General features: G+C 36.4%; 17 protein-coding genes and 1 pseudogene. 13 read left to right on the top strand and 5 right to left on the bottom strand.

The features are described from left to right. The first annotated feature begins 227 nt into the window (after positions 1–227). The 3 genes from V7164_RS22525 to V7164_RS22515 all read left to right on the top strand — a co-directional run bounded on the left by V7164_RS22525 (position 228) and on the right by V7164_RS22515 (position 2,330). Positions 228–824, top strand: coding sequence for an NADPH-dependent FMN reductase (locus V7164_RS22525; protein WP_335344773.1), 597 nt, complete (start codon positions 228–230; stop codon positions 822–824). A 76-nt stretch (positions 825–900) separates the two neighbouring features. Beyond that, positions 901–1,215: a thioredoxin family protein gene (locus tag V7164_RS22520; RefSeq protein WP_335344772.1), complete on the top strand. Its 315-nt coding sequence runs from the start codon at positions 901–903 to the stop codon at positions 1,213–1,215. A gap of 191 nt (positions 1,216–1,406) precedes the next feature. Next, entirely contained in the window at positions 1,407–2,330 is a 924-nt protein-coding gene (locus V7164_RS22515; RefSeq protein WP_335344771.1) for a cation diffusion facilitator family transporter, read from the top strand. A gap of 59 nt (positions 2,331–2,389) precedes the next feature. Here the strand turns inward: V7164_RS22515 and V7164_RS22510 are convergent, their stop codons facing one another. The 4 genes from V7164_RS22510 to V7164_RS22495 form a co-directional block, all read right to left on the bottom strand. Beyond that, positions 2,390–3,244 (bottom strand): DUF2935 domain-containing protein, encoded by an 855-nt coding sequence (locus tag V7164_RS22510; RefSeq protein WP_438824741.1) that lies wholly within the window; start codon positions 3,242–3,244, stop codon positions 2,390–2,392. Positions 3,245–3,343: 99 nt separating this feature from the next. Continuing rightward, on the bottom strand, positions 3,344–3,571 hold the full coding sequence (locus V7164_RS22505; RefSeq protein WP_335526570.1) for a hypothetical protein: 228 nt from the start codon (positions 3,569–3,571) through the stop codon (positions 3,344–3,346). A gap of 175 nt (positions 3,572–3,746) precedes the next feature. Beyond that, a complete protein-coding gene (locus tag V7164_RS22500) occupies positions 3,747–5,174 on the bottom strand; it encodes a dipeptidase (RefSeq protein ID WP_335355277.1) in 1,428 nt (475 codons plus the stop codon). A 475-nt stretch (positions 5,175–5,649) separates the two neighbouring features. Further along, entirely contained in the window at positions 5,650–6,528 is an 879-nt protein-coding gene (locus V7164_RS22495) for an AraC family transcriptional regulator (protein ID WP_335355276.1), read from the bottom strand. Positions 6,529–6,690: 162 nt separating this feature from the next. Here V7164_RS22495 and V7164_RS22490 point away from each other — a divergent pair, with 162 nt between their 5' ends. The 9 genes and pseudogenes from V7164_RS22490 to V7164_RS22450 all read left to right on the top strand — a co-directional run bounded on the left by V7164_RS22490 (position 6,691) and on the right by V7164_RS22450 (position 14,677). Further along, positions 6,691–7,941, top strand: coding sequence for a Zn-dependent hydrolase (locus V7164_RS22490; protein WP_335355275.1), 1,251 nt, complete (start codon positions 6,691–6,693; stop codon positions 7,939–7,941). Between the two features lie 44 nt (positions 7,942–7,985). Then, positions 7,986–9,212, top strand: coding sequence for a diaminopropionate ammonia-lyase (gene dpaL, locus V7164_RS22485; RefSeq protein ID WP_335355274.1), 1,227 nt, complete (start codon positions 7,986–7,988; stop codon positions 9,210–9,212). Positions 9,213–9,730: 518 nt separating this feature from the next. Further along, the gene (locus V7164_RS22480) at positions 9,731–10,294 is read left to right on the top strand and encodes an MOSC domain-containing protein (RefSeq protein WP_335355273.1); all 564 of its coding nucleotides are present in this window, start codon (positions 9,731–9,733) and stop codon (positions 10,292–10,294) included. Positions 10,295–10,638: 344 nt separating this feature from the next. Beyond that, positions 10,639–10,986: pseudogene (locus V7164_RS22475) on the top strand (VOC family protein); the annotation flags it as partial. 587 nt (positions 10,987–11,573) lie between these two features. Next, positions 11,574–12,350 (top strand): DUF7225 domain-containing protein, encoded by a 777-nt coding sequence (locus V7164_RS22470; RefSeq protein ID WP_335355279.1) that lies wholly within the window; start codon positions 11,574–11,576, stop codon positions 12,348–12,350. Positions 12,351–12,505: 155 nt separating this feature from the next. Further along, positions 12,506–12,958: a GNAT family N-acetyltransferase gene (locus tag V7164_RS22465; RefSeq protein WP_335355272.1), complete on the top strand. Its 453-nt coding sequence runs from the start codon at positions 12,506–12,508 to the stop codon at positions 12,956–12,958. A 276-nt stretch (positions 12,959–13,234) separates the two neighbouring features. Continuing rightward, the gene (locus tag V7164_RS22460; protein ID WP_335355271.1) at positions 13,235–13,606 is read left to right on the top strand and encodes an ArsR/SmtB family transcription factor; all 372 of its coding nucleotides are present in this window, start codon (positions 13,235–13,237) and stop codon (positions 13,604–13,606) included. A gap of 20 nt (positions 13,607–13,626) precedes the next feature. After that, on the top strand, positions 13,627–14,124 hold the full coding sequence (locus V7164_RS22455) for an SRPBCC family protein (RefSeq protein ID WP_335355270.1): 498 nt from the start codon (positions 13,627–13,629) through the stop codon (positions 14,122–14,124). 154 nt (positions 14,125–14,278) lie between these two features. Continuing rightward, positions 14,279–14,677, top strand: a complete 399-nt coding sequence (locus V7164_RS22450) for a VOC family protein (protein WP_335355269.1) — start codon at positions 14,279–14,281, stop codon at positions 14,675–14,677. Between the two features lie 250 nt (positions 14,678–14,927). Here V7164_RS22450 and V7164_RS22445 read toward each other — a convergent pair whose 3' ends face one another. Beyond that, positions 14,928–15,926, bottom strand: coding sequence for a zinc-dependent alcohol dehydrogenase family protein (locus V7164_RS22445; protein ID WP_335355268.1), 999 nt, complete (start codon positions 15,924–15,926; stop codon positions 14,928–14,930). A gap of 761 nt (positions 15,927–16,687) precedes the next feature. On the opposite strand from V7164_RS22445, the gene V7164_RS22440 reads away from it, so the two are divergent. Further along, complete coding sequence (locus V7164_RS22440) at positions 16,688–18,421, top strand: sigma 54-interacting transcriptional regulator (protein WP_335355267.1); 1,734 nt, start codon at positions 16,688–16,690, stop codon at positions 18,419–18,421. Positions 18,422–18,531 lie beyond the last annotated feature (110 nt).

The following is an 18,531-nucleotide window of genomic DNA, read 5'->3' as shown; positions in this document are numbered from 1 at the left end:
CTTGAAAGGTAGATGAATAAGTTGAATTTATATTTGAAAAACTAGTAAAAGTACTGCAATAACAATAATTTTTTAAGTGGATCACGGTAATAATAAAGCTTGAACCTCACAATAAACTGATAGCGAAAATAAGGAACAAAAAGGCAGAGCACAATGCCAATTTAAAGGGGTTGATGCTTTAATAAACTTTTTTAAAAACGACATAATAATATAGGTGGTGCAGGAAAATGGGTTTTTTAAACAGACTATTTGGTGGAACAGATCAGAAGGAGGAAAATACAATGACTAAATTAAACATCGGAATTATTTTAGGAAGCACACGTCAAGGACGTGTAAGCCCGCAGGTTGGAGAATGGGTAAAAGGAATTGCAGACAAACGTGGAGATGCAAATTATGAAATCGTAGATATTGCAGACTTTAATCTGCCATTCTTAGGAACAACAGATGGTACAGAACCTGGAATCGCAGCATGGAATGAAAAGCTTGCTAACTTAGATGGATTCGTATTCATCGTTCAAGAATACAATCACAGTATTACTGGAGCATTAAAAAATGCACTTGATTTTGCACGTGAAGCATGGAACAATAAAGCAGCAGGTATTGTAAGCTATGGTTCAACTGGTGGAGCTCGTGCAGCAGAACATTTACGCGGCATCATGGGAGAATTATTGATTGCTGATGTTCGTACACATCCAACATTGTCATTATTTACTGATTTTGAAAATATGTCTGAATTCAAACCAGCTGAATTACACCTCAATAATGTTAATGACATGCTTGACCAAGTAAACGCTTGGAGCGGTGCATTAAAAACGATTCGATAAGAATCAATAAATGGGAGGGGATTATAATCAATCCCTTCCCTTTTTGACTTTAATGGGAAATGTAGGAGGGAAAAAAATGAAACAAGTAAAATCGCAGCAAGAATATCGTGAGCAAATAACAAATGATGAGCTTTCTGTGGGCATTTTTACAACTACTTGGTGCCCTGATTGCAAACGATTAGATATGTTTATTAACGATATCATAGAGGAGAATCCCGATAAGAAATGGTTTACTATTGATCGAGATGAATTCCCGGAAATTTCTGAGGAACAATCAGTAATGGGAATCCCATCTTTATTAGTTTTTAAAAATGGCGAAAAGCTTGCTCATTTGCATAGTGCTAATGCAAAAACGCCAGAGCAAGTAAAAGAATTCTTAAATAATCTATAAAGAACAAAAAGCTAATCGGAACCATGTGATTAGCTTTTTTTTGTTCATTTGGGGCAAATGTATCTAGATTTTCCCTAGCTCAACTTTTTTGCCCATTCGTTATTTTTATATAATGATGAAAAATCGTTGCTCTAGACCCACATACAGAACAGTTGATAAGATATGGGAGGGATAAGAGAAGGGGAGTAGCCATGGAGAAACTAAGATACGAACAACTAAAGATGGGTGAACGTGGAGTTATAGTTAGTATCAGTGCTTATATTATTTTATCTTTGCTAAAGCTGATTATTGCAGCTGCGACCAACTCTGAAGCTCTAAAGGCAGATGGATTGAATAATGTGACGGATATTATTGCTTCAACGGCTGTCCTCATTGGATTGAAGCTTTCCCGAAAGCCTCCTGACGATGACCACCCATATGGGCATTGGAAGGCGGAAGGTGTGGCAACATTAGTAGCTTCCTTTATTATGGTGTCAGTTGGGATTCAAGTGCTGTATGGGGCTGCTCACTCTTTCTTCGATATGGAAAAGAAAGCGCCAGATTTAATTGCAGCGTGGACAGGAATTTTTTGCGCTGTGGTCATGTTTGGTGTTTATCGATATAATCTTAAGCTTGCTAATAAAATTAATAGTCAATCTGTTATGGCTGCTGCTAAGGATAATTTATCCGATGCCTGGGTAAGTATTGGAGCGGCAGTTGGGATAATCGGGTCCCAATTTCATATACCATGGCTTGACCCACTTGCAGCCATGATAGTGGGTATTCTTATTTGTAAAACAGCTTGGGAGATTTTCCGAGAAGCCTCACATCATTTGACAGACGGCTTTGATGAAAAATTATTAGAGGACTATAAAACAACAATTCTAAATACCTTTGGGGTAAAAGGAATAAAAGAAATTAGAGCTAGAAATTACGGGAATAATACGGTTGTCGATATCGTAATCCTCGTTAATTCAAAATTACACCTACAGGAAGCTCATGATATTTCAACCATTGTCGAGAACGTACTCATACAGGAACATGGTGTCTATACGGTACATGTCCATGTTGAACCAAACTCTGTTACAGGACCAACTCAAAAATCATTAAACGATAAAAATAGTCTAACGGATTAGCAAATAGAAAGCTGAGTCCGTTAGACTTTTTCTATGAAGATTGCCCCTCATATCATTTATTAAATAGTTCGTGGCTTTTCTCCTGTGAGATGTGCCTCAAACATATCGATAATTTCTAGGAATCTTTCAGCTTCGCGGAAGACATGATCTGCTAATAATGGGTGGATAATACTTTTTATTTTACATTCCTCAATTAAATCTCTTGCCGTTTTCTTAAAGTCCTTCAGTGAAGCAACAGACACACGATTCTGATCAAGGAATTGATCTAGAAGAGGAACAGTCTGAGACTGCGGCTTCATAGATTCTAAATCTCTTGCTTGAAAAACTAATTGATCAAAATCATTGCTGAAATTTCGGGCCAAATCAACTAGCTTTCTTTCTGACGGATCGAGAAGATGTCCGATGAATTGGGCATGATCAGCCATGATCCTCAAGAAGAAAACATTCTCCTTAATGATTGCATCAGGCAGTGCTTTCAATTTCCCTTCATTTAATTCAATTAATCGTTTTCGAAAATAATTGGCTTCCCTGCTTGTGTGATCAATTAAAAGGGGAAAATTATTTGCCCCTGGTAATTTGCAAGAAAGTACTAATCCTAACACCTTCCGCTTAAAGGCAAAAATATTCGTTGCAGCCTGCATGACTTGGGTATTAAACCTTCTTATTTGATCAGGAGTCGTTTGATTTGTAAAAGCATGAGATTGCTGTTCGATCTGTTCAAAAATATGATAAAACTGATTTGCCTCCGCAATTAATTGTGTATCCTCACATCTGAACCCTAATCTGAGAAATAGTGAATGCTCCTTCATGATCCTCGACCAAAAACGAATTTCATCTAATGAGCGTGTAACGAACATCACTGGATTAATTTGAGTGTAATGATCTGGTGAGTGTTCAGGCATGGTCATATCCATTCCCCCTTTAATAAACTTTGTCTTTAAAATTTATTAGTAAGAAGGATGAATATACATTGTCCTAATAATCTTTAAGTAAATTTACTTAGATTGTAAGGGTTAACCAGTAGTTTTTTTACTATCATTCTCCTTTTTTTCTTCTTTTGGAATAAATACTCCTTTATTAGGATCCCACTTCATGCCGCTTTTCTGTGCGTGAATTCCGTAAATGGTATTGTGTATTAAATCTCTAGATATCACTGTAGCCCCAGTTACTAATATTCCTTGAACGACAGATTCGATTTCAAATCCATAATGTAAAAGGCAAGCAATGATAGCAAAAAACAATTTTATCCAGGCATGACTCCATAGCGGAATATGTGGTGTTTGCCTCAGAAACAAACCAAGGGATTATTTTACGCCTATCAGTATGAGGGATTGATACCTGATTCAATCAAAAAAAGAAGAACACAATGCATCTGCACGTGTTCTCCAACCTTTTCTTTAAATAAACCCTGAAGCTTTATTGATCAACGTAGAAAATTCTGGTTTCTCTGGTAATTTTACCTGCATTATTTGCAACTTCGAACGTAACTACATGGAATTTTTCTTTTAATGGTTCTTTCACCTGGAAGAAGAGGGTTGAATTTTCTTTATCAAAATTTGGCTTAAATTCAATGCCATCAACGATTACACGGATACTGGCCTCATCTAATTTAGATCCTTTATCGCGTACGATAGTAGCTTTCAAAAGAGGTGTATTGCTTTGAATCACTTCACCCATTTTGAATGCCGGGATAACAGAAATCTTTTGGCCAACATTGTCAGGGGTATGTGCAGCTGCCTTTTCTACTTCTTTTAACACACGTAGTGTATTCTGCCCTAATAATTTCTCAAGATCTTGTTTAGTGTAACCTCTTTTCACTAATTCCTCTGTTACCTTATACAATTCCGAAGAATCTTTTATATCGGATGGCAGTGGCCCCCCATCAAAATCAGAGCCAAGTGCTACATGATCGATGCCAATCAATTTAACAGCATAATCAATATGATCTGCATAGTCCTTTATATGGTTTGGTTTTGCAGGATACTCATACGTCAAAAATTCTGGATAAAAAACAATGCCTACTACCCCTCCATTTTTAGCTAATGCCATAAGCTGGTCATCAGTTAAATTTCGCTGATGATTTCTTAATGAATGGACTGCAGAGTGACTCGCAATAATCGGAGCTTTAGAAACCTTTATAACATCCCAAAACGTATTTTCAGACATATGCGAAACGTCAATGATCATTCCAAGTTTATTCATTTCTTCTGCGACTTTTTTACCCAGTTCTGTCAACCCGCCTTGAGAAGGGGTTCTATTAGGATCCCCATATGCTCGGTTTGCTCCTTCCCCTAAGGCATTTGAATAGTTCCAGGTAAATCCTACTGCTCTTACCCCAAGGTCGTAATATTGATGAAGTAAGCCAATCGCATTATGTTCCTCTAAGGAATATGCTCCTTCAATCGTTGGTACAGCAGCGATTTTTCCATTCTGAACGGCTTTCTCAATTTCCTTTAAAGAAGGGGTGATACTGAAAATATCTGAATTCCTGTCCTCAGTCCAGTAGAGAGCATTAATTAAAGCTAATGTCCTGCTTATGCTGCGGGGATTATTTCCGTAGTACCCAGATGTATAAGCAGCAAAAAACGGAACTTTTAGCCCTCCCTCATGGAGTTTTGGGATATCAATATGGAATGGAGTATTATTTTTAATATCGGTCGTTGGCAGCCATGTATTTGGATCAACAACCTTCATCATCGTATCATTATGGCTATCCACAACTATCGAGTTAAAATGGATATTTAATGCGGTTGAGTCTTTTGCAGACACTTCATTTTGTTGATATGTAAGTGCGCTAGAAAATATTAATAAAACAGCCGCGAGAAAGATAAACATTTTTTTCATTAGAGAACCTCCTTATAAGTTAGTACACTATAAATCTTGTTATGGTCGTTTTGCTAGATCCGTTCCTATTTAGGGTAAATCCCTCCTTTAATTCCTACGATTTAAAAGTAAGAGATTCTTGTAGTTAAGATCATTATATAATCGTATTTTTTCATTTTCAAATATTACTGAATATTCAGTAATATAGTCCTATCCCCATATAAACCTTTAATCACACTTAAGAAAAAAGAATGTTACAAAGGGCTTAATCCCTAATCTTCATAGCTTCAATTAAGAGAACTTGCGGCAGCAAGTTCTCACCTTTGTCAGCTCGACCTTGGCGGCATGCTTCTTCGAATACGCTTCATGAGTCCTGCTTCATGGATAAAAAATACTCACGGTGCGGGAGCACGGTGAGTATTTTCCTTGTCTTTTTGATAGGTAAAACTTAATTCAAAGATGATCAACGAGGTTCCGAAAGGGCGGTATGGATTATTTATCTTAATTTTTTGTATGCATATGGAGTCATGTTCATGGAATTTCTGAATAGATCAATAAAATAGCTTGTACTATTAAAACCAACTTGATAAGCAACTTCGGTAACATTAAGATCACCTTGCTGTAGTAGATATAAGCTTTTTTGGATTCGATAATCTTTCACATAATTTAAAGGTGTACTATTTAAATACCGCTTGAAATATCGACAGCATTCAGAACGGCTTAGTTGACCAGCCTTTGAAATATCCTCCAGCATTATTTTTTCTGGATAATGCTGATGTATATAACTTAACATTTGTTTCATTCTATGGCCCTTTACTATTTCTGTCTGAACATATTCTAGTTGAATACCATTCACGATTAAATTTTTCCAAATGAATGTTAGCTGCATCGATATATCAATTTCATAGTACGCTGGTTTTTGCTCAATATATTGATGTATTTCCATAATTGCATTTAAAATGTTTTTCCCCCAAAGCTGATTTGCATCTACATATAAGTAAGGGAAATTCGTAGCTTGAATATAGGGCTTTACATAAGGAGTATATAGTTCTTGCGCTAAAACAAAGTGAGGTGAAATATTTAAGCAAATATAAATACAACCCGACTGATCTTTTTCTTGTGCCTTGTGTAAGCATCCACTATTTATAAACAGTCCATCGCCTTCTCGAACAACTATCTGATCTTCATTAACTTGAAAAATGGCTTCCCCTTTTACGATTAACACAAATTGAATTTCGTCATGCCAATGAAGTGGAATATAGCCATGTATATTTTGTTTTATGGTAGTCTCATAACATGCTATCGGCATAACGACTGTATGATGTTTGGTAAGCTCTTTTAAGCTTTCATCTATCATGAAGTTTTTCATTTGCATAACTAAAACCTCAATATATTTATATTTTTCTATTCAATAATAGTATTATTCTAACGAATATTATCTTAATATTAACACAATTGTTGCATTTAAGAAAATTAATCATCAAAATTATAATTTCTTCACATCTGTTTTATTTTCATTTTAAAAGGGGAGCTGAGCATGACATTTACTAGTTTAAATCTATCAATCAAATCGGACCGCCTACTCAACCGACTTCAAGAACTTGGCCGAATTGGTCGGGACAATGACAACAAACTTACTAGATTAGCCGTATCAGATGCAGACAAAGCAGGCCGGGACCTATTTGTTACTTGGATGAAGGAATCTGGATTGGAGGTTATGATCGATAGAATCGGTAATATCTTTGGCATTTGGTATAGTCCCGAAAACAAAAATGAAGCACCAATTATGATCGGTTCTCACATTGACACAGTCATTAACGCTGGTATTTTTGATGGATGCTATGGAGTCCTTTCTGGGCTTGAAATCATAAACACTTTGCAGGAGACAGGTTTTATTCCTACTCGTCCAATTGCAGTTGCAGCATTTACGAACGAAGAGGGTGTACGATATACCCCTGATATGATGGGTTCCCTTGTATTTGCTGGTGGACTTCCTGTTGATGAGGCACTTGCAACGGTGGGAACGGATGGAACACTTTTGGGCGAAGAGCTTGAACGTATTGGATATGCTGGCAAGAAGGACCCTGGGTTTATTAAGCCACACGCTTATATTGAACTTCATATCGAACAAGGTCCAATTCTTGAGAAAATGGGGATTCCAATTGGTGCTGTTGAGAATCTTCAAGGAATTTCATGGCAGCGTATTATGATTGAAGGTGTTGCCAATCACGCTGGTACTACACCAACTAATATGCGACGTGATGCGGGACTTGCGGCTGCACGGGTGATCACATATTTACGTGATCGTGCGAACAATTCTAATGGACAAACTGTTGCAACTGTTGGAACGATTGAATTTAAGCCAAATGCTGTTAATGTCATTCCATCTTTTGCAACATTCACTGTTGATTTGCGTGATCCAAACGAACAGAGATTGCAAGATGAGGAGCAAGCACTTGCAAACTATCTTAAAGAACTAGCTTCTTCTGATGAAGTAACCATTACTTCTGAACAACTAGTACGTTTTCAGCCAGTTTCTTTTGACGAAACAATCGTTAAACTGGTAGAGCAAGCTGCTAGCGGGTGCGGACTCCAATCAAAACGAATGACATCTGGCGCGGGACATGATGCTCAAATGATGGCTCGTGTTTGCCCAACAGCGATGATCTTCGTTCCAAGTATCGATGGGATTAGTCATAATCCTAAGGAATATACAAAAGATACAGACTTAGTAGCTGGAGCTAATGTATTACTTGACGTAGTTAGCAATCTTGCAGGTAATGACTAATTGAGATAGAGGTCATCGCAATACAATAATAGGAGGTTCTTAAAATGCAGAAAACAGTAAATTCCGTAATGAGGTTTGCGAAAAACAACTTTTATTCACCTGAATATAACGAAGAGGAATTATCGGCATTTGCAGAAAAAGATATAAATGGAGTTCTTGAATTTCAAAAAACACATAAATCCTACAATGAAACTCCTTTGTATCAATTAAAGCAATTAGCTAAGCACTTAAACATTGCTGATATAAGGGTAAAGGATGAATCCCAACGATTTGGTCTTAATGCGTTCAAAGTAATGGGTGGGATCTACGCTGTTGCGAAATATTTAGCTGAACAACTAGGTGAGAATATTGAGGATCTTTCCTTCGAAAAATTACAATCTCCTAAAATCAAAGAAAAGCTAGGTGAATTAACTTTTATTTCAGCTACAGATGGAAATCATGGACGAGGTGTCGCTTGGGCAGCAAGGGAGCTTGGACATAAATGTATCATTTATTTGCCAAAAGGTTCGTCCATACAGCGCTTGACTGCCATCCGCGATGAAGGAGCTACTGCGGATATTACAGAAATCAATTATGATGACACGGTTAGGTTATGTGCAAATTTAGCTGATACAAATGGCTGGATAATGGTGCAGGATACTGCTTGGGATGGGTATGAGGAAATCCCTCTTTGGATTATGCAGGGCTATGCCTCGATGGCAACGGAAATTGTGGAACAATTGAAAAAAGACGATGCAGAACCACCAACGCATATTTTCCTTCAAGCAGGGGTTGGTTCATTTGCTGCGGCCATTGCTGGATATATGGTTCGTTATTATCGGGATAATCCTCCAATCATTGTCGTGGTTGAACCAGATCAAGCTGATTGTTATTATCGATCGTATTCAACTAAAGAAGGAAGCAGAGAAATCGTCACTGGAGAAATGAATACCATTATGGCGGGATTAGCTTGTGGGGAACCGAATACAAGAGCTTTTGAGTTATTGCGTCATTATGCTGTTGGTGCATTATCTTGTCATGATAGTATTGCTGCCCTAGGAATGCGGGTATACGGGAATCCAATGAAGGGCGATCCGCGTGTTATCTCGGGAGAGTCAGGTGCAGTAACATTGGGTGTCCTTTACTACTTAAGAAAACTAGCAGACGACCCGAAAGTGTGCCAAGAGATTTCACTGGATTCAAACTCTCGGGTACTACTCATAAGCACAGAAGGAGATACAGATCTAGCAAAATATCAACAGGTTGTATGGGAAGGCCTTTGTCCAAATTGATTGGAAATTATTATTAGTGGGAACGATAGAGGAGAAATTTCGTGTACTGTTCACGAAGAGTATTCTGAAGAGGTCTCTACAAGATGAAGCTCCCCGCTTTGAAAAGAACTTTTTAACACATATAATAAAAATTCACTTTCGAGAAAAAGAAAAACCCTTGCAGCGCAAGGGTTTTCGTGTATAGAGAATAGGGGGCTCGAACCCCTGACCTCTACGCTGCCAGCAGGATTCAAGTAAATAAACTGAGTTAAATCAGATAATTACAGATTAATTAAGCCTTGAGTATCAAGGGCTTGAGGGCTGTTAAAAGAAAGCTAGAACAATAAAGATAAAATAAAAAAATGAAGTCTGTGCACACTTTTCTTGATGGAAATTCTTTAACTAGTAAATATTGTGCTAAGAAGGATTGTGAAGAAGTGTGCTTAAGCTATAGGACGGGTTAGAAGAAAAAGGAATAATTAAACTTTAATCGAATATGAAAAACAGAGAGTTTAAAAAAGGAAGGCTGTGAGGATTGAATGTTTGATGAAAAAGTGAGTTCAATTTTAGGAACAGTCATTGCGGTTAGTTTAAGTAAGAAGCATACGTTTAGTAAAGAAAATCAAGAGATAATAAAATTAGTGATGGGTTTCGGGGTCGAAGGCGATGCACACTTTGGTTCAACGGTTAAACATCGATCGAGAGTTGCACAAAATCCAAACCAACCGAACCTAAGACAAGTGCATTTAATTCAAAATGAGTTATTCAAAGAGTTAGCAGACCGTTTTAATATTAAACCTGGACAAATGGGTGAAAATATAACAACTGTTGGAATAAATCTTCTTGAATTACCTACTGACACGACATTATTTATAGGTAAGTCTGCAAGTATTAAAGTAACAGGCTTACGCAATCCATGTGCTCAAATTGATAATTTTAAACAGGGTCTTTTAAAGGCTGTTTTGGATAAGGATTCAGACGGAAATCTAATAAAAAAAGCAGGAATAATGGGAGTTATATTGCAGAGTGGAGAAGTGAAACCGGGTGATACCATCCGTGTTGAATTACCTCCTAGACCATTTATAAAGCTTAAACGTGTTTAAGCAACTTGTGCGTATTAGTACGATAGTGAAATTAATCTTGTTTGTAAACAAACATTTAAAGTAACAGATAGTTTTAGCACAATAGCAGAGTAGCAGAGGAATAATTTTTGCAGCTCTTCGTGTCTCAATTTTTAGTAATCGGGAGACTTTCTGTAAAAAGGAACAGCGCATACTTTCGTTATAGGGCCATTTTATGGAGGCCTGAAAGATTTCAACGTGTTAAATTAAACTTCCGAGTTTACCCAAAAATAGCAATTCCATTCAATAAGGAAAAGGTGTTGTATTGGAGAACAGAGAATTACTGTGGTTAAGTGATTTTATATTTTTCGAAAGGGGAATTCAAAATGGGAAAAGTTGTTGGATTTGAATTAAGCAGTCAAGAACCGGAAAAAGCAACAAAATTTTATTCCAGGGTTTTTGGATGGGATTTCTCCGAACCACAGTGGGATTATTGGGCTGTTTCTACGGAAGTAGGCACTCAGGAAACTGGAATGAGCGGTGGAGTAAGTAAAGGACCTAATGATTTTCCTCATGGAACACGTATTCAAATAGAAGTTGATTCAATAGATGATTCTATCTTCAAAGCAAAAGACAATGGTGCAATGGTAGTTCGAGAAAAGATGGAGTTTGATGAATTTTTTCTAGCATACTTAGTAGATCCAACGGGTATTGGATTTGGTCTTATTCAAAAAATAATAGGCTACCTTAATAATTGGGCGCAATTCTGCAGCAAGAATCAGCAAGAATTACGCTCTTTCTTTATGTTAAGGGCCATTTGTGGAATATGTAGGCATTTGTTAAAGGTAGTTGAAATAGAATTTCATAATAAGCCGGAAGAGACAGAAACTTCCGTTTAGTCCAGTTGTATAAACAAGTGATTTACAAATAAAAAGGTACCTGATCTTCATCTAAAAATTGTCGTGGACAACGTTAATAAAATTTCTAAAATAGGAACTTCTTTAAATAAATGAAAGTATAGTTTTACATTAACCTCAGTGTGATTAAAGGGTGCTATCTAAGAACAAGAATATCCACTTAATCATTCTCAACCTAGATTGTGGAAGATCAAAGGAAGTATAATAGAGGTTATGAAGAATTGTAATTTTAGTTTACGTTGGAGCTGTTTCACTTGGTTTTCCTTCCCTATTATTTCAAGTGATTAATAGTTTGATTGAGAAAATTGTATTTTTAACAGTTGAGGAAGTCAAGGTTGTAGCTATGACTAAAAAACAACTTTAACAATCTGGCGTTAATCGATCATCATGAGGAGAGGATTACGATAACTATTTATGACCAACTTATAGAAGTTCTTAAAGAAAAAAAAGGTGAAACTCTAACATCTATAGAGATAAGAGATAAATTAATAACAAAATTTAATACAAATCCAAGTAGTATAATACTTTCAGATTATTGTTATAACCGTTATAACAGCGGGATATCTTTTAATAAACATCTATTTATATACATCAATAGAAGTACATATAGATATGTAGGTGAAAATTATCCTTATACTGGACTAATCTTTCACAAACCTAGAGGGGCTGAGTATGAATCTGTTGTTGGTGAGTGGGATAATGGGCTACTTCTTCTCTATAAGGATAAAACTATTAAACAGGGTTCAATAGGAATCTCACAAATAAAAAAGTTGTATGAAGAATACTTGGAAATGTTACGATTTGAAATGAATGTACTTGGATACAAGGCAACTGAATTAAGGCATCTTATAGGTCGTCTAGGTGAATTCTTTTGTGTTCTTTACACAAATGGAGAACTAGCTAAAGTGACCAATCAACATGGATATGATGTCATAAAAGACGGTAGAAGAATTAGTGTTAAAACAACTGCCCAAGATAATAGTTTTATTACGATCAATAAAAATACATTCGACCAATTCGATGACTTTTTCGTAGTTCAGTACAAAGATGATGATTTTAAACTGTTATTTTATGGGCCAAAGGAAGAAATCCCATCACCTAGAACATATGGAAATAATTATGAGGTCAATATAAGTTCTTTAAAAAGAATATCAAAAACCAGTCCATTTTTTCTGGGGTAAGATACATTTGAGGGCAGGATAGTATGATAGCCATCCAATAATACTCCTTTCAGAGGTGTAAAATGATATATTTAGAAACATCGAGATTGCAATTACGCGACTGGGAAGAAATAGACTTAGAGCCATTTAGTCGACTAAATTAGGATGAAGAGGTTATGAAGTATTTTCCTAAAACCTTATCATCCGAAGAAACAAAGGTGTTTTATAAATCAATTTTGTCCGAGTTTAAAGAATGTGAATTTGGGTTATATGCCGTGGAAGTAAAGGAAAATAAAGAGTTTATAGGGTTTATAGGATTTCATAGGGCAACCTTTGAGGCTGATTTTACACCGTGTATTGAAATCGGATGGCGCTTGAAGAAAGAGGCTTGGGGAAAAGGATATGCATCTGAGGGTGCTGCAGCCTGTTTACAATATGGATTTAACAAATTGGGTTTTAGTGATGTTTATAGTGTTACAGCTGATGTTAATAAGCCTTCGAAAAACGTAATGATAAAAATTGGTATGAATTTTATTAAAACTTTCAATCACCCCAATGTTAAGAAAGATAGTCCTTTAAGAAAACATGTTCTATTTCATATAAATAAACCTGCTAACTGTAAACTATAGTTCAATTAACAGCCGTTTTCAGTGGCAAGTACCCTTTAGTCAAGAATCTACATTAAGCTTTAAAGTAGCCATAGTTTAAGAAAAAGTTATTATGTCGCAGTTCGAACATACTATTTAAACCTTTATTCCATAATAGGACGCTATCCATGAATAAGGATATGCGTCCATTTTCATTTTAGAGCCGTATTATAGAAGATCGAAAATTCAACTTTTCTTTAGTAAATGGGAATAAAAGAAATAAAGTGATATGTTTTATATTTAACTAAATAGTTGAATATGAAAATTATCTCTGTTATATTTAACTACATGGTTAACCATAATAATGATCATTTAAATAAAATTTTTCATGCTTTAGCTGATTCAACAAGAAGAGAAATGGTTCATATGATGGCGCAAAAAGAAAGAACAGTTTCTGAATTAGCAGAGCCTTTTGATATGTCCCTTGCTGGGATTTCAAAGCATATTAAGGTTCTTGAGGGAGCAAAATTAGTGGAAAGGAGTGTAAATGGAAGAACTCACATATGTCGCTTAAATACTAAATCATTATCTCAAGCTAAAGAATGGCTCCAATTTTATGAGAAATTTTGGAGCAATCGTTTTGATCTTCTGGAAAGTGAGTTATTGAAAGCCAAGAAGAAAGAACACTAAAACATCGGAAGGAGAATTTTATGAATAAAATCTCAACTACAACATTAAAAATGAAAAGAGAATTTAATGTAGAACCTGAAAGAGTTTTTGACGCATGGTTGAATCCTGTAATGATGAAAAAGTGGTTTTTTACATTAGAAGGGACGAACAAGGTCGCACAGAATGATCCCAAAGTAGGTGGAGGTTGGGAGATCGTCGACCATAGAGAGGGAAAAGATTATCGAGCAGTAGGTGAGTACCTTGAAATTGATCCTCCAAAAAAATTGGTATTTACTTTTAAAATGCCTCAATTTAGTGAGTTAGAAGATATAATAACTGTTGAGATAAAAGAAATTTCTACAGGCTGTGAAATGACTTTTACCCAACTCATACACGTTGCTCCAGAAGAAAACTGGAAAAAAGCAGATATTGAAAAAGCTCTAGGAGAGTATCATGATGGGTCTGAACATGGTTGGAACTTAATGTTTATGGGACTCAAAGAACTAGTTGAAACTGGATATATCAGCTATAAAGGTTGATGTTCATACATCGGCGCAGGTTGGCTAAAGAAAAAGTGTGACTCGGATAAAATTATTTTTATAGAGGGGCATTATTAAATTTAAGTTACCTTACGTACATTCATTTTATCAATTGATGAATAATTAATTAAGTGACTACAGGAGTTGGTATTTAATGGTAAATGTTACACCGTTTTTAATGTTTCAAGATGGTAAAGCAGAAGAAGCGATGAATTATTACATATCAATCATTGACGATTCTGAAATTACTAGTATTGTTCGCTATGGAGCTAATGAAACTGGAGACGAAGGAACTGTCATGAAAGCTACTTTTTCTTTAAAAGGGCAAGAATTTATGTGCATTGACAGTAATGTGAAGCATCAGTTTTCCTTTACTCCTTCATTTTCAATATTTGTTACTTGTGATACTGAAGAAGAAATTAACAACCTTTATGAGAAACTTATCGAGGGTGGACAAGCACTTATGCCAATTGGTAATTACGGTTTTAGTCAAAGGTTTGGTTGGCTAAATGACCGGTTTGGAGTATCGTGGCAACTAGATCTTCCTTCGTGATTTCATTAAAATTAGTGTTAACAAGCAAAAGGCAGTAATCACAATCTTGAACTTCCACAAATGGGCGCAATTCTTTAGTTAGAAATGCGCTCTTCTCAATGAATTGGGCAATAAAATTGAACAACATCTTTTTTTACGGTAATTAAAATTAAAAGCAGACGGTACATAGAGAATCTTATACAGATTCTAATGCCCATCTACTCTTTAAATGAACGTAAAGTTGTTAAGGCATTTCAAATTTGCAATAGTATTACCAACAATTTTTTAAAACAATTTTTCCTACCGCTTTGCCTGACTCCATGTACTCATGGGCTTTTGAAACTTCATCAAACGTAAAAATGTTTGAATCCAATAGTGGACGCAGCTTCCCTTCCTCAACCAAACTAGCAACCTTCTTCAAAATTTCTCCATAATGATTATGCATGTCCTTGTTTAATATTTTCAACAACATAAAGGTAACATGAAGCGAAAGTCCTTTCGAATGCACGGGGGAGAGGTCATGAGTCGAACGAGTAGCAATGGCTGTTACCGTTCCATGTACCGCTGCTGCTTCAAAAGAGCGATCAAGGTTTTCACCCCCTACCGTGTCAAACACGATGTCAAATCCTCTTCCGTTTGTATATTTTTGTACATAGTCGTGAACGCTTTCTTCTCGATAATTAATTGCTACATCAGCACCAAGGCGTGTGCCAATCTCCATCTTTTCTTGCGAAGAGGCAGTTGTATAGACTGTTGCTCCACTCCATTTGGCTAGTTGAATGGCGATGTGTCCTACACCCCCAGTGGCTCCATGGATCAATATATCTTGTCCAGGAATAAGCCTTGCTCGATTAAATAATGCTTCCCAAGCGGTAATGGAAACTAATGGTAAAGCCGCAGCTTCTTCCATCGTCAAATTTTTCGGCTTATGAGCAAGTAAATCGGCATCTGTCAGCATAAACTCTGCAAGTGCACCGCCGTGAGTCCCTCTAAATCCACCCGCGCATCCAAACACTTCATCACCAATGTTAAACTCGGTTACTCCTTCACCCACTGCAGATACTATCCCTGCCACATCTCCATGTAATACTGCTGGAAACTCGGGTGCAACGGCTGGAACTGCACCAGCACGGACTTTCGTATCAATAGGATTTACACTTGTAGCCTTTACTTGAATAAGTACATGTCCAGGTTTCAGTTCAGGTTCTGAAATCTCTTTAAATTGAAATATAGATGGTTTCCCAAAAGATTGAATAACTTGTGATTTCACTTTAGTCACTCCTTTTTTTATTTGTATTACCTAAAAATAGGGAAATATCTAATTAGTTCCTAATTCCAATAAATGATATCGCCCAAAACTCTCTTTTTCCCCTTTCGAACGATGATAAAAATGATGGGATCATTTGTTATTAGATGATCTGGTGATTTTTTTACGTAACAAATTTAATACCTAGTAGTATGAATATAAAAAATATTTAGTTTTTTATTCGCTAAACTAATAATACTTCATAAAATATAAAATTTAAAGTAAGCACATTTTTGTTGAATAGGTTTAAGAAGAATATTTGGTTAATCTGAAGAGAAATTCGAAGCTTAATCCAGTTGCTTTTCAAGGTGCTTTAATGGAGTAACGAAAAAGCCCAAATTTCTCAATTTTACTGAGAAATTGAGCTTTTTATTTTTAGTAATCCTTACGTTGTAAAATACATTAACAACGATTTCAAGGAAAAGTAAAATTACCCGATTAGAAGTTAACTAGTCATAATAGCACTAATTTGACAATCAAAAACTGGTTCCAATAAATAATGGAACCAGCTATTTGCCCTTTATTTCCGTTATTCGAAAGGGCGCTATCCTAACAAGAATATGATGTGTAATAATCCGGAAGTTGTAGCGCAGCGTCATGCAAAAGTACACGGCAAAGCTAACTAAAAGAGAGCTTAGGCTTTTTGGAAGGAAGATTCTGGTTTTTGTCGAATAAGTATGGACCATACAAATTTTTGATAGAGGATCTAAAAGGAGAGGTTAGGCGTGATTAATCGTCACATTTCACAAGGATGGACTGAGATTGTTGAGGGGATTTATAACGGTGTCATCATAGTGGATCGAGACGGTAAGATTATCATGTGTAATACATCAGGATGTGATCTTATTGGTATGTCTGAAAAAGAGATGCTAAATAAGCATATTACCAGCATTATAGAAGATTCAACCCTGCATCAAGTTTTGTTGGACGAAGTTACACTTGTCAATGTACAGCAACGTATCCAAGGTCGGGTTGTTGTTGCAAATCAATCTCCTATATATAAGGATGGTCGGCTTATTGGGGCTATCTCTGTTTTTCATGAAATATCAGAATTAAAACATACCCATAATCTGCTTGATCAAAAGGAAAAAGAGGTAGAACAATTAAAGGAAATTATAGAACTGTTATATGACGGGGTTATCATGATTGATAAACAGGGGCTAATAACAATGATGAATCAAACTTACGGTGAGTTCCTCGGTGTTAAAGTTGAAGATGTGATTGGCAAGCACGTCAAAAAAGTAATTGAAAATACACGTATGCATATTGTTGTGAAAACGGGGCAATCAGAAATTGGCTCATTTATGATAGTAAAGGATAAAAGTATTATTGTCATGCGTACCCCTATTTGGAAAGAGGGGGAGGTTGTTGGGGCTATAGGTAAGGTTTTATATACGGATATTAACGAGTTAAAAACATTGGTTCAGCGCCTAAACGTAACTGAAAGCATGCAGGACTTTTATAAACCGGAATTGAAAAAAGTGCGAGGATCCAAATATTCGTTTGACCAGATTATAGGCGAGCATGAGCGAATGAAAGAAGTAAAGGATTTAGCATTGAAAGTGGCTACTAGTCGCTCAACGGTATTGATTCGAGGAGAAAGTGGAACAGGAAAGGAATTGTTTGCTCATGCAATTCATGAAGCCAGTAACCGTTCTGATGGACCGTTTATAAGCCTTAATTGTGCCGCTATACCAGATAATTTATTGGAATCTGAGCTCTTTGGTTATGAGGAGGGGGCATTTTCGGGAGCGAAAAAGGGCGGAAAACCCGGAAAGATTGAACAAGCCCAGGGTGGAACTTTATTTCTAGATGAAGTCGGCGATATGCCTCTCAATATGCAGGTAAAGCTATTACGAGTCTTACAGGAAAAAGAAATTGAAAGAATTGGCGGCAGTCAGACTAATCAGATTGATATCAGGTTAATTTCAGCAACAAATCGTCCGTTAGAGGAAATGGTTAAAAATGAAGAGTTCCGAGAAGACCTTTATTACCGCCTAAATGTGATTCATATTACGATTCCACCTTTGAGGGAGCGAGGCAAAGATATCATTACTACGGCGCATCTTATTTTGGGTCAATTAAATAATGAGCTTGGTAAAAGCATAAGTGGCTTTCACCCTAATGTAGAGGATTTATTTCGTCGTTATCAGTGGAGTGGTAACGTGAGAGAAATGCAAAATGTCATTGAGCGTGCTCTTCATATCGCAGATAATGGTCCGGAAATCTGTTTAGAGCACCTTCCCCCTTATTTATTAGACCATGTTGAAAGGCATACAGATGTTTCAGTTTCATCCTTCTCTCTTGAAGAGGAATTGGAAAGGGCTGAAAAAGCGGCAATCATCCGGGCATTAAAGGCCAGTGAAGGGAATCGAACTGAAGCGGCAGAAATGCTTGGCATACATAGAGCTAGCCTATATCGAAAAATGGAGAAATATAGTTTGTTAAGGCATCAATAAGTGTCGCAATAACGAGACGTGTCGCATTATAGAGACAAAGTGTTGGAGCTCGCTATAATGACCATATTAATAAAAATAACGTTGCAGTTTAGCAACGTTATTTTTATTAA

The organism is Bacillus sp. JJ1474 (genome assembly GCF_036965225.1).
Taxonomy (GTDB): Bacteria; Bacillota; Bacilli; order Bacillales; family Cytobacillaceae; genus Cytobacillus.
This window is presented reverse-complemented; position numbering and strand designations above follow the sequence as displayed.

Coding starts and splice junctions, on each gene's coding strand:
- V7164_RS22490 (WP_335355275.1), top strand. CDS start 6,691: ATGACATTTACTAGTTTAAATCTATCAATCAAATCGGACCGCCTACTC.
- V7164_RS22525 (WP_335344773.1), top strand. CDS start 228: ATGGGTTTTTTAAACAGACTATTTGGTGGAACAGATCAGAAGGAGGAA.
- V7164_RS22465 (WP_335355272.1), top strand. CDS start 12,506: ATGAAGTATTTTCCTAAAACCTTATCATCCGAAGAAACAAAGGTGTTT.
- V7164_RS22510 (WP_438824741.1), bottom strand. CDS start 3,244: ATGGATATGACCATGCCTGAACACTCACCAGATCATTACACTCAAATT.
- V7164_RS22480 (WP_335355273.1), top strand. CDS start 9,731: ATGTTTGATGAAAAAGTGAGTTCAATTTTAGGAACAGTCATTGCGGTT.
- V7164_RS22495 (WP_335355276.1), bottom strand. CDS start 6,528: ATGCAAATGAAAAACTTCATGATAGATGAAAGCTTAAAAGAGCTTACC.
- V7164_RS22450 (WP_335355269.1), top strand. CDS start 14,279: ATGGTAAATGTTACACCGTTTTTAATGTTTCAAGATGGTAAAGCAGAA.
- dpaL (WP_335355274.1), top strand. CDS start 7,986: ATGCAGAAAACAGTAAATTCCGTAATGAGGTTTGCGAAAAACAACTTT.
- V7164_RS22515 (WP_335344771.1), top strand. CDS start 1,407: ATGGAGAAACTAAGATACGAACAACTAAAGATGGGTGAACGTGGAGTT.
- V7164_RS22455 (WP_335355270.1), top strand. CDS start 13,627: ATGAATAAAATCTCAACTACAACATTAAAAATGAAAAGAGAATTTAAT.
- V7164_RS22460 (WP_335355271.1), top strand. CDS start 13,235: ATGAAAATTATCTCTGTTATATTTAACTACATGGTTAACCATAATAAT.
- V7164_RS22500 (WP_335355277.1), bottom strand. CDS start 5,174: ATGAAAAAAATGTTTATCTTTCTCGCGGCTGTTTTATTAATATTTTCT.
- V7164_RS22520 (WP_335344772.1), top strand. CDS start 901: ATGAAACAAGTAAAATCGCAGCAAGAATATCGTGAGCAAATAACAAAT.